This window comes from Pseudomonas sp. GM102 (assembly GCF_000282555.1).
Classification (GTDB): Bacteria; Pseudomonadota; Gammaproteobacteria; order Pseudomonadales; family Pseudomonadaceae; genus Aquipseudomonas.
Genome location: NZ_AKJB01000048.1, coordinates 85,801 through 100,114, shown reverse-complemented (window position 1 = coordinate 100,114; position 14,314 = coordinate 85,801). Strand labels below are relative to the sequence as shown.

The window sequence follows — 14,314 nt, the reverse complement described above, 5'->3', positions numbered from 1 at the left end:
AGCAGCATGCTAATCGAAACTGTAAGTCTGAAACTTGAATTATTGTGCAATGGGGTAAGTTTCACCAAGGACTTTCTAGAATATTATCAAGCTCGAACAGATCACATCGAAAAAAGACGGCCCTATGGGACAGGTGACAGCATCATTCTTAATTCGAGCACTCGCACTCCGCAAGAAATCATTCTTGACGGGCAGATTATCGCAGCTGCAAATTACAATCCAGACTCAGACTACCGCATAACCTTAGAGAAAGAAACTCCAGTGCTCAAGCATGGAAATAGAACGATGAGAATTACATTTCCAAATAGACCTAGATCTTATGGAAAATATTTGAGCAATGGCGAGCTCTTTGAGAAACATATAACCGCCTATGGAGATTCGACACTCGGAATTTTTTCCCCAGGTCACTGTTATTATTTTAATGATGGAAATGAATGCAAGTTCTGCTCTTTGGGATCAGCAAGAGAAACCCTGTCTGATCATAAAATGCGAATAAAGGGCGATGTAGCGGGCGAAGCAGTAGCTATGGCCATCAAGGAGGAAAATGGTCGATATAAGAGAGTGCTATTAAACGGTGGCACAATTCCAAACTATGACAAAGGATACTCAATACATTTGGATTTACTGGAACAGGTAAAAAATACAAACCCGCAAAGCAGTTTGGAGTATCACTTAATTTCTATGCCTCCTAAGGACTTTCGTCTTTTTGATCGATTCAAGAAAATTGGCAACAATATGTCAATGAGCCTAGAGGTATTCAACCCGGATTTATTTCCAGAAATTTGCCCAGGGAAAGCTCGTGATTATACCCGCGAACGTTTCTTGGCCGCTTTCGAGGCCGCAGTGGATGTTTTAGGTCGTGGCAACGTATATGCAGGATTTGTCGCCGGCATGGAGCCACTAGAGTCAATTATTGAAGGCATCGAGTATTTTGGAGATATGGGAGTTGTACCTGCTGTTGCTGCATTTCACCCTGACGCCGGCTCGCAATATTCTAACAGGCAGCGACCCTCAGTAGATTTCCTGATGAAGCTTGGAAAGAAAATGTCAGAAATATATCGCAAAGAAGGGTTTCAACCATTAATTGAGGGGAGCGGTAGAAACTCGTTAGATACCGAAGCGTATTTGGGAGGATTTTTATGAATTTTCCTGCGAGGAAAGCTATATTTATCGCATTTGAAGGCACTGACGGCGCAGGAAAATCTACAGTTGCAAGGGCAACATATGACAAGGTTTTTGAGTCCTATCCCGAATTGAATTATATAGATAAAAATCGACCGCCTGTATCATCAGGGTATACGGAGTTTCATATGTCCCGCATACGTGAAATCCTTTGGGATTACCCGGACAATGCCCCTCTGGACCAATTAGGCGACAGGCACTGGATAAGCTTAATCGCCGCTTGGTTTCAGGCCACAGATTATGCCGCCATCAGGCCGTTAATGAACGCTGGTGTTAGTTGCATCGCAGATGGTTGGTACTACAAATACCTAGCACGCTTTTTACTTAAAGACACATACTTGGCTGAAGAGGCATTAGCGATATTTTCAACCATTAGAAAACCTGATGCCGTCATTTTTTTGGATGTCGACCCAGTTCTTGCAGCGAAAAGAAAAGGATCTTTTCGTCTTAGCGAGAGTGGGGCCTATGATGGCGGCAATGAAGATCGACTTAAAAGTTTCATCGCGTATCAAAATCGAGTTCGATCCAGTTATGAACAATGTGGTTTGGCAAATTGGGTAAGGATCGATACGACCGACCTTAGTGAGGAAGCCGTACTCGATAGAGCGGTGAGTGCAGTAAATAATATACTCAGCAAAACATAGAGCACAGTAGATGAAGGCTGCAATCTTCAGTCATGCGCGAAAATCAGCCTTGCCGATAAGGCAAGGCAGTCTTCGCTTCTTCCGCATACCCCATGACCCCGACCCGCTCACGCTCAAGGAAGTCTTTCACTGCCGACTTCAAGCCCGGGTGGCGCAGGTAATGCCAGGAATGGGTGATCACCGGTTCAAACCCGCGAATCAGCTTGTGCTCGCCCTGAGCGCCGGCGTCGAAACGCTGGAAGCCGTTGGCAATCGCGTAATCCATGCCTTGATAGAAACAGGTCTCGAAGTGCAAACGATCAAACTCCGCGAGGCAGCCCCAGTAACGACCATAAAAACTGTCGCCCCCGACCAGACTGAAGGCCATGGCCACCGGTCGTGAGCCTTGTTTAGCCAAAACCACACGAATCGATTCCGGCATGCGCTCGGCCAGCAGACTGAAAAATTCCCGCGTCAGGTACGGCGCTTGCCGACGCACCGCGTAGGTATTGGCGTAGCAGGCATACACAAAGTCCCACTGCGCCTGATCCAGTTGCCGCCCCTCCAGCCATTCGAAGTCGATGCCCTGCCCCGCCACTTGCTCACGCTCCTTGCGCATTTGCTTGCGCTTGCGCGAACTGAGGGCGTCGAGGAAGTCCTGAAAATCCCGATAGCCGCGATTCTGCCAGTGATACTGACAGCCAATGCGCTGCAACCAGCCTGGCTGTTCGGCCAATGCCGCGTCGGTGAATGGATCGGTGAAGTTGATATGGGCGCTGGAGAGTCCTTCGATCTCAAGGTAACCCGGCAGGCTCTGCAGGAGTTCGAAACCGTCCTCGATTGTCGCCGCCAGCAATCGCGGCCCACTGACCGGGCTGAACGGTACCGCCGTCAACAGTTTGGGGTAGTAGTCGATGCCGGCACGCTCACAGGCTTCGGCCCAGCCATGGTCGAACACGTACTCGCCGTAGGAATGCCATTTTCGGTAACTGGGCAGTGCGGCGATCAGGCGATCGCCTTCAACATGCAACAGATGCTCGGGCTGCCAGCCGGAATGCGGGCCGAGGCTGGCGCTGTCTTCCAACGCACTCAGAAAGGCATGGCGCAGAAACGGCTGAGTTTCCGGCACCAGCGCGTCCCAGGTGTGCGGCGCGATTTCGGACAGACTTTCCAGACGTTGCAGCGGCATCAGTATCCCCGACCATCATTTTCTACAGATGGGAGGAGTATCGCTTATCTGATTGCCTAACCCGAAACAAAAAAAACCCCGCCGAAGCGGGGTTAAACGAGAGGAGCTTTAACGGATGAAGAAAGAGCTCTTACAGCGTTTACTGCAATTTAGAACACGTATTGAGCGCGGACCACGAAGCCGTCACCGCTGTCATCACCGGTGCGACGGGCAGGCGTCGTGCCGCTGGCCGCAGTGGCATTGGTCACGTTGTCCGTCTTGGCCTTGAGGTAGGCGCCAGTGATTTTCACCGCTTCGTTGGCGTACCAGTTGACGCCCAGGGTGTGCACCTTGGCTTCGGCATCGCCTACATCGCGGGTCAGGCTGGCGGTGGTGATGTTGTCGTCTTCGACGGTCAGGCTGTCGTAACGATAGAACAGCTCCCAGGCGCCGATGGATTTGTTGGCTGGCTTGATCGCGTCGAACTTGCCGACTTTATAGCCACGGGCTTCGCCGGTGAGGGTGTAGGCACCCTGAACGTAGAAACCGTGACCCTTGATGTCTTCAAGGTTGCTGGCATCGGCCTTGGTTTTGCGGGCGATGTATTCACCCTGGATCGAGGCCGGGCCCATGGCGAATGCGGCTTCCAGGCCGTAAGCGTCGTCACGGTCATAAGAGCCGGCAGCCGAAGTGGAACTGCCACCCAGCACCGGACGGTTGCCGTTGGTACCGGCATCGTTGCCGCCGAGGGTTTCAACGCCACGCATGCCCATGCGGGTGCGATAACGCGAATCGAAGGCCGTGTCGGAGACATCACGGGACGCGACGTTCACACCGAAGTGCAGCACGTTGCCGGCGTCATGCATCGGCGCGAATACAAAGCGGCCGTTGACCTGTTTAACGCTGTTGCCATCGGTATCGTCGGTGTCTTTGCTGAACACGCCGGCGGAAGCGTAGAACGAATCAGCGAAGGTACTGGAGGCTTGCAGGCCCAGGCCATTCTGGTGGCTGTTCGCCCAATCGACCATGTCGTACGCAATGTTGCGTTCTGGCGCAGTGACCCACTTGGAGCTGGTGGCTTTTTCCAGGCCGAAGTCCGGGTCGAAACGACCGACTTTGATCGAGACCGGTTTGAAGCCGTTGTAGGCCAACGACGCTTCGTCGAAGTAACCGTTGTCGGAATCACCGCTGTTGTGGGAGAAGTCGTAGTTGATGGTGTAAGCCCAATCCGTGTACAGCACACCAGACAGCTCCAGGAAGCCACGACGGATGTAGGCAGCGTCGGCGGTATCGCCGTTTCTGGTGTAGACACCATCGAATTGGCTGTAGTCAGCCTGCAAGCGACCGCCGAGTTTGAAGCTGAATTCTTTATCGGTGGTGGCGACTTCGAGGCCGCCCTTGGTTTTGACTACGATATCGGCGCCGTCAGTGGTGACGGTGCCAGCGAAAGCCTGGGCGGTTACTGCCATGGCCAATGCGCTGGCGGCAAAACCGGCGAAGTGCTTACGGATCATCGAAGAGTTCCCCTAATTGGTGGTCTGTAGCTTGGAAACACGCGGGTCTGGCCCGCTTGTGTTGGGAGGGAATCTTGGAGGCGGGGTATTTCAGCCGGGTTGCTGATAGATAAAGATTTTATGACAGGGGAACTTTTTTACTTCGAATCGAAATAACAGAAAAGCAGCGTCAAGGGATGAGCTGCAAGCCGCAAGTTAGAGCGGCTGAAGGGGGTATTACGCGCGGGGAAACTACGGTTTGTTCTTCAGATGTTCGTTGGCAAGCCGTTCAGCCAGCGCATCCAGATCAGGCACCGGCGGCTCGGGCATTACCTTCAGGGTGGCCTGCATCAACCGCATCTGCCGAATGAACCGTCGGCAATTGGGGCAGAACATCAAATGATGCCGCACCATCAGTCGCTCTCGAAAACTCAACTGGCCATCGAGATAATCACTGGAGCGCGCCACTTGTTCCTTGCAGGTCAACATTCGCCGGTTTCCTCAAAATGCTCCACGGTCGCAAAGACCTTCAATCGTGCCCGATGCAGCAGCACACGCACATTGGAGAGCGAGATCTCCAGAAGATTACAGATCTCCTCCAGCTCCAGCCCTTGTCGTTCGCGTAACAGCAAAACACTGCTTTGCAGTTCCGACAGGCTGAGCAACGTGTGCTCCAGACATTCGCGCAGTTCGTTTTCGGTCAACAGGGCCTCAGGCGTGTCCTGATGCCAGGCGTATGGCGCCACCAGCCAATGACCATCAGTCGATGAAAAACGATCGTCATCGAGCGTGCCGTGAGGCGACGGCAGGTCATCGAGCAGCACTTCCCGGCGGTTTTGCTTGTAGCGGCTCTTGGCCGAGTTGGCGGTGATGGTCAGCAGCCAGGTCTTGAGGCTCGAACGCCCCTCGAACCCGCCGAGATTGCGCACCACCGACAGCCAGGCATCCTGTACTACCTCGTCGACGTGTCGGTTGCCGACGATGGCATAGGCCACCGCGCGCATGGCGCTCTGGTAAGTGCTGACCAGTTCCTTGAAAGCCCTCTGCTCGCCCGCCAGCAGGCGTTCGAGCAATAGGGTGTCGTCAGCTGCGGCCATGCAAACCTCGTTTCAGAACCATCGATGTTCCAGCATCAGACAACATTGTGGCGAGGGGGCTCGGTGGCGAGGGGGCTTGCCCCCGTTGGGTGGCGAAGCCGCCCCAAAATCAGCCAGCGTGGACATTCAGGCAAATCGCGGTAATGGGTTTACGACTGCTTCGCAGCCGAACGGGGGCAAGCCCCCTCGCCACAACAGCCCACTCACCACAAGCCCACTCACCACACAAGCATCAGCGCTTGCGCAGAATCACGCTGCCAATCGAGTAACCGGCGCCGAACGAGCTGAGTACCGCCAGCGAACCGCTGACCAGATCGTCCTGATTCTTGTGAAACGAAATCACCGAACCGGCGGAGCTGGTGTTGGCATAGGTGTCGAGAATCACCGGGGCTTCTTCTTCGGTGGCTTCGCGGCCCAGCAGCTTCTTGACGATCAAGTGGTTCATGCTGAGGTTGGCCTGGTGCAGCCAGAAGCGCTTCACGTCGCTGACGTTGAGCTGGTTTTCTTCCAGGTGCGTGGCGATCAGCTCGGCGACCATCGGGCAGACATCGCGGAACACCTTGCGGCCTTCCTGCACGAACAGCTTGTCGGGGGCACCGATGCCCTCTTCCGCAGCGCGGTTGAGGAAGCCGAAGTTGTTGCGGATGTTGTTGGAGAACTTGGTCAGCAGTTTGGTGCTGACCACGTCGAACTGGTACTTGGACGTCGCCAGATCCGCACGTTCGATGATCACCGCCGTGGCGGCGTCGCCAAAGATGAAGTGGCTGTCGCGGTCGCGGAAATTCAGGTGACCGGTGCAGACTTCCGGGTTGACCATCAGGATCGCCCGAGCCTGGCCCAGTTGCACGCTGTTGGCCGCCGCCTGGATACCGAAAGTCGCCGAGGAACAGGCGACGTTCATGTCGAAACCGAAACCCTGGATGCCCAGCGCTTCCTGGACTTCGATGGCGATGGCCGGATAGGCGCGTTGCAGGTTGGAGCAGGCGACGATTACACCGTCGATGTCAGCGGCGGTCTTGCCGGCGCGCTGCAAGGCTTGTTCGGCCGCGCCGATGGCCATCTGGCAAAGCACCGACCACTCGTCATTCGAGCGCTCGGGCAAGCGTGGTGCCATGCGTTGCGGGTCGAGGATGCCTTCCTTGTCCATGACAAAGCGGCTTTTGATGCCGGACGCTTTTTCGATAAACGCTGCGCTGGATTCGGTCAATGCCTGGATTTCGCCGCGCGCGATGGCGTCGGCGTTGTCGGCGTTGAACAGCGCGACGTAAGCGTTGAAAGACTGCACCAGCTCTTCATTGGAAATGCTGTTGGCCGGGGTGTACAGGCCGGTGCCGCTGATGACGACGTTATGCATGGTCGTTTCTCTAATCCGTTCAGGCAGAAAGCGCTGGCACCGACGTACCAACACACAAAGGGTCTATTCCAGGTCCGGACCGCAAACCTGGCATCGCTTTATTCCGATCCGCCCGGCCCGTGAAGGCTCAAAACCGCGGGGCTGGCGTTTATAGGCGCGAAGTTTGCCATAAACGCTGGCTTTTGGCGCCTTTTGCAAGAGCAAACGCCTGCCGCAGAGGCAACGAATTACCTGTAGGAGCCAGGCTTGCCGGCGAAGGCGTTCATGAGGACGCCTTCGCCGGCAAGCCTGGCTCCTACGAAAAGCGGTTCACGGTTATGGCTCGACCTGGCTCCATTGTTTGTTCAGGCGCTTGTCGGAGATCGGTACCTTGGTCCCCAATTGCTGCGCGAACAGCGAGACCCGGTATTCCTCCAGCCACCAGCGATAGAGTTCCAGTTGCGGATCGCGCTTGCCTTCCTGAGCGTGTTTGTTGGCGCGGGTCTGGTATTGGGCCCAGAGACCGGACAATTCGCCGCTCCAGACCCGGTCTTTCTGCACCTGAGCGCCGAGTTTTTCGAAACGTTGCTCGACGGCCTTGAGGTAACGCGGCAGCTCCTTGAGCCACGGCATCGGGGTTTCACGCACGAACCCCGGATACACCAGATGGCTGAGCTGCTGCTTGATGTCGTTCAAGGCCACGGCTTGCGCCAGGTCGATCTTGCCCTTGAAGCGTTTTTGCAGGCCGTGCCACAGCTTGAGAATCTCCAGCGTCAGCTTCGCCAGCCGTTCGGCGTGCTCGGTCCAGCCGCCACGTTTGCGCTCGGCCAGCGACGCCAGCCCGGCGCCATCGCGTGGCAATGGGTCTTCGCCCTCGAGAATGCAGCTGTCGAGACTGGCCAGCAGAATGTCTTCCACCAGGCTGTCGACTCGCCCCATGTCGCGATACATCAGGCCCAACTCGGTCAGCCCCGGCAACTTGCCGCGCAGGAACTTCGCCGGCTCCGCCAATTGCTGCATCAGCAAGCGCTGCAAGGCCCGACGATGCTGGAACTCGGCTTCGGCCGGGGTCGAGAATCGACCTTCCTTGACTGTGCCGCCCTCTTCCACCAGCGCCGGATACACCGTCATCGATAGCCCGGCGATTTTCTGCTGGGTTTTCTCGGCCACGGCGGCAAAGACTTTCGGCTCCACCGGCTGTTGGCTCTTCGCCGTTTGCGGCACCGCCAACGCAGCCTGGCTCGCCTCGGCAAAGCGTGCGGTCAGCTCGGCCAGGTCACGGCCTTCGCCGAGGAACTTGCCCTGACCGTCGACGATTTCCAGGTTCATCCGCAAATGACTGTCGACCTGTTGCGACGCTTCGGCCCACGCCTCATCGCTGACCCGCGCACCGGTCATGCGCAATAACTCACGGCCCAGCGCCAGAGGCAACGAGCCCTCGGCAAACGTGATGCGCTGCAACGCGGCTTTGACGAAGTCCGGCACCGGCACGAAATTCTTGCGCAGGGCCTTGGGCAGGTTGCGCACCAGCGCAATGCACTTGGCCTCGATGACGCCCGGCACCAGCCATTCCAGTCGTTCCGGCGGCAGCATCGGCAACAGCGGCGCCGGCACGCGCAAGGTCACGCCGTCGCGAGGATGGTTGGGTTCAAAGTGATAACTCAGCGCCAGTTCCAGATCACCGATGTGCAGGGTGTCCGGGTAATGCGCAGCGGTGACTTCGCTGGCTTCGCGCGCCAGCACGTCCTCTTCGCGCATGATCAGCAGCTGTGGGTCTTGCTGACTGTTGACCCGGTACCAACTGTCGAAGGTCGCGGTCTGGTGAATCTCTGCTGGCAGTCGCGCATCGTAGAAAGCGAACAAGGTTTCTTCGTCGGCGAGGATATCGCGGCGGCGCGCCTTGGCTTCCAGTTCGTCGAGCTGTTCCAACAACTGTGCATTGGCAGACAAACACTTGGCCTTGGATTGAATCTCGCCGCGCACCAGACCTTCGCGAATAAAAAACTCACGAGACACCACCGGGTCAATTGGCCCGTAATGCACCGGTCGGCGACCCACTACGATAAGCCCGAACAGGGTGATTTGCTCGAAGGCCACGACCTGCCCGCGCTTCTTCTCCCAATGGGGTTCGAAGTGGTTTTTCTTGATCAGATGCCCGGCCAGCGGCTCGATCCAGTCGGCGTCGATCTTGGCGACCATCCGCGCGTAAAGCTTGGTGGTTTCCACCAGTTCGGCGGTCATCAGCCATTGCGGACGCTTCTTGCCCAGGCCCGACGATGGGTGAATCCAGAAGCGCCGCTGACGGGCACCGAGGTAATCGCCGTCTTCGGTTTTCTGGCCGATCTGGCTGAGCAATCCGGAGAGCACGGCTTTGTGCAGTTTCGGGTAGTCCGCCGGTTCTTTGTTGAGGCTCAACTGCATGTCGCGGCAGATCAGGCTCAACTGGCGATGGGAGTCGCGCCACTCGCGCAGGCGCAGGTAATTCAGGAAATTCTTGCGGCACCAGTTGCGCAGCGGGCTGGCGGTCAACGCCTGGCGTTGTTCTTCAAAACCACGCCACAGATTGACCAGCCCGGCGAAGTCCGAATCCACGTCCTTCCATTGCGCGTGCGCCTGATCCGCCGCTTGTTGGCGCTCTGGCGGACGTTCGCGGGGGTCCTGAATCGACATGGCACTGGCGACGATCAGCACTTCCTGCAAGCTGCCAAGTTTCGCTGCTTCCAGCAGCATGCGACCCATGCGCGGGTCCACCGGCAGCCGTGCCAGCTGGCGACCAAGCGGCGTCAACTGACTGTTGCGGTCCACCGCCGAGAGTTCTTGCAGCAGGTTGAAACCATCGCTGATGGCCTTGCCATCCGGCGGCTCGATAAACGGGAAATCGGTGATCTCGCCGAGGCGCAGATGGAGCATCTGCAAAATCACCGCCGCGAGGTTGGTACGCAGGATTTCCGGGTCGGTGAATTCCGGGCGGCCGATGAAATCTTCTTCGCTGTAGAGGCGGATGCAAATGCCCGGTTCGACCCGCCCGCAACGGCCTTTGCGCTGGTTGGCACTGGCTTGGGAAATCGCTTCGATGGGCAGGCGCTGAACCTTTGCGCGGTAGCTGTAACGGCTGATGCGCGCGGTGCCACTGTCGATCACGTAACGGATGCCCGGCACCGTCAGCGAGGTTTCGGCGACGTTGGTCGCCAGTACCACGCGGCGTCCAGGGTGAGACTGGAAAATCCGCTGCTGCTCGGCCGGCGACAGCCGCGCGTACAACGGCAGAATCTCGGTGTGTTTGAGCTGGGCCTTGCGCAGCATGTCGGCCGCATCACGAATCTCGCGCTCGCCAGGCAGGAACACCAGCACGTCGCCGGGGCTCTTGCGCTCGCTGCGTTCGAACGCGGCAATCTCGTCGAGGGTGGCGAGGATCGCCTGATCCACGGTCAGGTCATCCTCGACGCGGTTGCCCTCCTCGTCCTGCTCCAGGGTCAGCGGGCGGTACCAGGTTTCTACCGGGAAGGTACGACCGGAGACCTCGACGATCGGCGCATCATCGAAATGCTTGGAGAAACGCTCCAGGTCGATGGTGGCCGAGGTGATGATGACTTTCAGGTCCGGCCGGCGCGGCAACAGGGTTTTCAGGTAACCGAGCAGGAAGTCGATGTTCAGGCTGCGTTCGTGGGCTTCGTCGACGATGATCGTGTCGTAGCGTTCGAGGTAGCGGTCGTTCTGGGTTTCCGCCAGCAGGATGCCGTCGGTCATCAGTTTGATCAGGGTGTTGGAATCGCTCTGATCCTCGAACCGCACCTGATAGCCGACCAACGCGCCCAACGGCGTCGCCAATTCTTCAGCGACCCGGCTCGCCACGCTGCGGGCGGCGATTCGACGGGGCTGGGTGTGGCCGATCAGGCCATGCTGGCCGCGGCCGATTTCCAGACAGATTTTCGGCAACTGGGTGGTTTTACCCGACCCGGTTTCGCCGGCAATGATCAACACCTGATGCTTGAGCAGCGCCTCTTTGATTTCGTCGCGCTTGGCGGCGATTGGCAGACTGTCGTCGTAACGAATCACCGGCAGGCTGGCGCGCCGCGCTAACACCTGATCGCAAGACGCCTGCGTGCGCGTCACCCACTGGGCCAGTTTGGCCTCGTCAGGTTTCTTGCGCAGCTCCAGCAACTGCCGCCGCAGCCGGTGGCGGTCGGCGAGCATGGCGTGATCGAGGTTTTTCAGCAGTTTGTCGATTGAAGGCGATTCGTCAGTCATCAGGTACGCAAAAGTCGTCTAGTGGCGCAGGGGGCGGATTGTCGCAGATTTAGGGGACGGAGTGACGCGCTTTTGTGGCGAGGGAGCTTGCTCCCGCTCGGCTGCGAAGCAGTCGTAATCCTGTCATCGCGGTTTGCCTGAAACTTCGAGATGAATGGTTTTGGGGTCGCTTCGCGACCCAGCGGGAGCAAGCTCCCTCGCCACGGTGTTCACTCAGGTGGGCTACTCGTTATCGAGGCCTTTGCGGCGGTAGGGGAACACATCAATCACCTTCCCCGCCCGAATCGCCTCCTGCAAACTCTTCCAGTAATCGGCGTTGTACAACTCGCCATGCAACTGATCGAACAACTTTCGTTGCCCCGAATCGGCAAACAGAAACGGTGGAAACTCTTCAGGAAATACATCCAGCGGCCCGATCGAGTACCACGGTTCGGAAGCCATTTCGTCTTCCGGTGTACGCGGTTGCGGGATGTGGCGGAAGTTGGCTTCGGTCAGGAAGCAAATCTCGTCGTAGTCATAAAACACCACACGACCGTGACGGGTGACGCCAAAATTCTTCAGCAACATGTCGCCGGGGAAAATGTTCGCCGCCGCCAGTTGCTTGATCGCCAGACCGTAATCCTCCAGCGCCTCGCGAACCTGCGCCTCGTTGGCGTGTTCCAGATAAAGGTTCAACGGCGTCATCCGGCGTTCGGTCCAGCAGTGGCGAATCAGCACCGTGTCACCTTCCAGCGATACCGTGGACGCGGCCACTTCGAGCAACTCTTCCAGGCATGCCGGCTCGAACTTGCTCAACGGGAAACGGAAGTCGGCGAACTCCTGGGTGTCGGCCATGCGCCCGACCCGGTCGACGCTTTTCACCAGGCGATACTTTTCGATCACCGTGGCGCGGTCGACGTTTTTCGACGGCGAGAAGCGGTCCTTGATGATCTTGAAGACGGTATTGAAGCCCGGCAGGGTAAACACGCTCATGACCATGCCGCGCACGCCGGGGGCCATGATGAACTGGTCGTCAGTGTTGGCCAGGTGATTGATCAGCGCCCGGTAAAACTCGGACTTGCCATGCTTGTAGAAGCCGATCGAGGTGTACAGCTCGGCGATGTGCTTGCCCGGCAGGATGCGTTTGAGAAAGCCGATGAATTCCGCCGGCACCGGCACATCGACCATGAAGTACGAACGGGTGAAGGAGAAGATGATCGACACCTCCGCCTCGTCAGTGATCAGCGCATCGATCTGGATGCCCCGGCCTTCGCGGTGCAGCAGCGGAATCACCAGTGGCCATTGCTCGTCGGGGGTGTAAATGCGCCCCACCAGATAGGCGCCCTTGTTGCGGTAAAGCACCGAGGAAAACAGTTCGACGCTCAGCTCCGGGTCCTTGCAGACCCAGTCCGGCAGGTTCTCGCGCAATTGCGCTTCGAGTCGACGCAGGTCGCCGGCCAGATCGGCGTAATCTTCGCTGAAGCGGTAGTCGGCAAAGATGCTCGTGAGCATGCCGGACAACTGCCCCTGCGGCTTGTAGGTGCGGGTTTGCGCGGCCCGGGCCCGGCGCAGGCTCGGCCGCGTGGTGTGGATGAACATGCAGCCATCGCTGATAAGGTCGTGGCTGAACAGGCCGCAGAAAATCGAGTTGTACCAGGTCTCGGACAGTTCATCGTCGAAGCGCAGGTCGATCAGGCTGATGTAAGCGCTTTTGACCAGCGGCCAGTTGCTGACGTCCATCAGCACATCGGTCTCGAACGAAGCATGCAAGCGCCCTACCGTTTCGCCGACCTTTTCTTCGTAGAGGTTGATCCGCGCCGCCGACGCGACTTGCGTCTCCTGCCATTGAGCCTGCTCGAAACGGGCTCGGGCGCCGTCGGTGATCCGGCGGAAATGCTCGCGATAATCGTCAAAGCCGTCGAGGATCATTCGGGCGATGTCGGCGGCTGGCCATTGCTGCGGCATGGTGAGACCTCGGCGGCTGTTCTTGTCGTTGGAGCCTGAGCTTAGTGGCCCTGTGTGACGCAACGCAACCATTGCCTTGTGCCCCGACTGACGCGACACTTGCGCGCCAATCAAGGAAGGAAAGTGCTGTGAACCCCGTCGATATCCTGCGTATGTTGTCGCTTGCCGCCATTTGGGGTGCGAGTTTTCTGTTCATGCGCGTTATTGCCCCAGTGATTGGCACAATCCCCACTGCTTTTTTTCGCGTGTCGATTGCCGCCGTCGGGCTGCTGGTGATCCTTGGGCTGATGCGCATCAGCTGGGATTTCAAAGGCAAATTCAAGACGGTGATGCTGCTGGGGATGATCAACTCCGGGATCCCAGCGACCCTCTATTCCGTGGCCGCCCAGGTGCTGCCGGCCGGTTACTCGGCGATTTTCAACGCCACCACGCCACTGATGGGTGTGCTGATCGGTGGATTGTTCTTTCATGAAAAACTCACTGCAGCCAAGCTCGGCGGGGTGTTTCTCGGACTGTTCGGCGTTGGCATCCTCACCCGCGCCGGGCCGGTGGCGTTCAACATGGAACTGCTGATGGGCGCACTCGCGTGCCTGATGGCCACCACCTGCTATGGTTTTGCCGGGTTCCTCGCCCGGCGCTGGCTCGACCATGCCGGCGGCCTCGACAGTCGCCTTTCGGCGCTGGGCAGCATGCTCGGCGCGACATTGTTGTTGCTGCCGTTGTTTGGCTACAGCGTGATCAGCCAGCCACCGGTGAGCTGGGGTGGCTGGAGTGTCTGGCTGTCATTGCTGGGGTTGGGTTTGGTCTGCACAGCCTTTGCCTACATTATTTACTTCCGTTTGCTGACGTCGGTTGGCCCGGTGAAATCGATGACCGTGACCTTCATGATCCCGCCGTTCGGCGTGTTGTGGGGGGCGCTGTTGCTGGATGAGCCGCTGTCGATGGCGCACCTTTATGGCGGGGTGTTGATTGCGCTGGCGTTGTGGCTGGTGTTGAAGCCGGCGGTGGTGAAGGCGCCTGAGGTGGTTGCCCGGTCGTGATGTGGTGTTGCTGATGACGCCTTCGCGGGCAAGCCTCGCTCCTACACCGGAAATGCATTCCCCCTGGAGCTGCCGAAGGCTGCGATCTTTTGACCTTGCTCTGCGGCGGCTCCGAAAAGATCGCAGGCTACGCCAGCGCCTACACTGGATCGGTGTTACGACGAAGATCCAGTGCAGGAGCTGTGC

10 protein-coding genes are annotated in these 14,314 nt (G+C 57.9%); 3 read left to right on the top strand and 7 right to left on the bottom strand.

Features of this window, described 5'->3' with window-relative positions:
- The first annotated feature begins 6 nt into the window (after positions 1-6).
- The gene (locus PMI18_RS19270) at positions 7-1,143 is read left to right on the top strand and encodes a radical SAM protein (RefSeq protein WP_007898735.1); all 1,137 of its coding nucleotides are present in this window, start codon (positions 7-9) and stop codon (positions 1,141-1,143) included.
- On the top strand, positions 1,140-1,826 hold the full coding sequence (locus tag PMI18_RS19275) for a dTMP kinase (RefSeq protein ID WP_007898734.1): 687 nt from the start codon (positions 1,140-1,142) through the stop codon (positions 1,824-1,826). The genes PMI18_RS19270 and PMI18_RS19275 overlap by 4 nt, the downstream gene beginning before the upstream one ends.
- Positions 1,827-1,869: 43 nt before the next feature.
- Here the strand turns inward: PMI18_RS19275 and PMI18_RS19280 are convergent, their stop codons facing one another.
- The 7 genes from PMI18_RS19280 to aceK all read right to left on the bottom strand — a co-directional run bounded on the left by PMI18_RS19280 (position 1,870) and on the right by aceK (position 13,088).
- The gene (locus PMI18_RS19280) at positions 1,870-2,994 is read right to left on the bottom strand and encodes a GNAT family N-acetyltransferase (protein WP_007898733.1); all 1,125 of its coding nucleotides are present in this window, start codon (positions 2,992-2,994) and stop codon (positions 1,870-1,872) included.
- Positions 2,995-3,143: 149 nt separating this feature from the next.
- Positions 3,144-4,487 carry an OprO/OprP family phosphate-selective porin gene (locus PMI18_RS19285; RefSeq protein ID WP_007898732.1) on the bottom strand — a complete coding sequence of 448 codons (1,344 nt, stop codon included), beginning with the start codon at positions 4,485-4,487 and terminating at the stop codon, positions 3,144-3,146.
- Between the two features lie 231 nt (positions 4,488-4,718).
- Positions 4,719-4,955 carry an anti-sigma factor family protein gene (locus PMI18_RS19290; protein ID WP_007898731.1) on the bottom strand — a complete coding sequence of 79 codons (237 nt, stop codon included), beginning with the start codon at positions 4,953-4,955 and terminating at the stop codon, positions 4,719-4,721.
- Positions 4,949-5,563: an RNA polymerase sigma factor gene (locus tag PMI18_RS19295; protein ID WP_007898730.1), complete on the bottom strand. Its 615-nt coding sequence runs from the start codon at positions 5,561-5,563 to the stop codon at positions 4,949-4,951. The genes PMI18_RS19290 and PMI18_RS19295 overlap by 7 nt, the downstream gene beginning before the upstream one ends.
- 232 nt (positions 5,564-5,795) lie before the next feature.
- Positions 5,796-6,917, bottom strand: a complete 1,122-nt coding sequence (locus tag PMI18_RS19300; RefSeq protein ID WP_007898729.1) for a beta-ketoacyl-ACP synthase III — start codon at positions 6,915-6,917, stop codon at positions 5,796-5,798.
- A 315-nt stretch (positions 6,918-7,232) separates the two neighbouring features.
- Positions 7,233-11,144 carry an ATP-dependent RNA helicase HrpA gene (hrpA, locus tag PMI18_RS19305; RefSeq protein ID WP_007898727.1) on the bottom strand — a complete coding sequence of 1,304 codons (3,912 nt, stop codon included), beginning with the start codon at positions 11,142-11,144 and terminating at the stop codon, positions 7,233-7,235.
- A 222-nt stretch (positions 11,145-11,366) separates the two neighbouring features.
- Positions 11,367-13,088 carry a bifunctional isocitrate dehydrogenase kinase/phosphatase gene (aceK, locus tag PMI18_RS19310; RefSeq protein ID WP_007898726.1) on the bottom strand — a complete coding sequence of 574 codons (1,722 nt, stop codon included), beginning with the start codon at positions 13,086-13,088 and terminating at the stop codon, positions 11,367-11,369.
- Positions 13,089-13,216: 128 nt separating this feature from the next.
- Here aceK and PMI18_RS19315 point away from each other — a divergent pair, with 128 nt between their 5' ends.
- On the top strand, positions 13,217-14,128 hold the full coding sequence (locus tag PMI18_RS19315) for a DMT family transporter (RefSeq protein WP_007898725.1): 912 nt from the start codon (positions 13,217-13,219) through the stop codon (positions 14,126-14,128).
- The last annotated feature ends 186 nt before the right edge of the window (positions 14,129-14,314 follow it).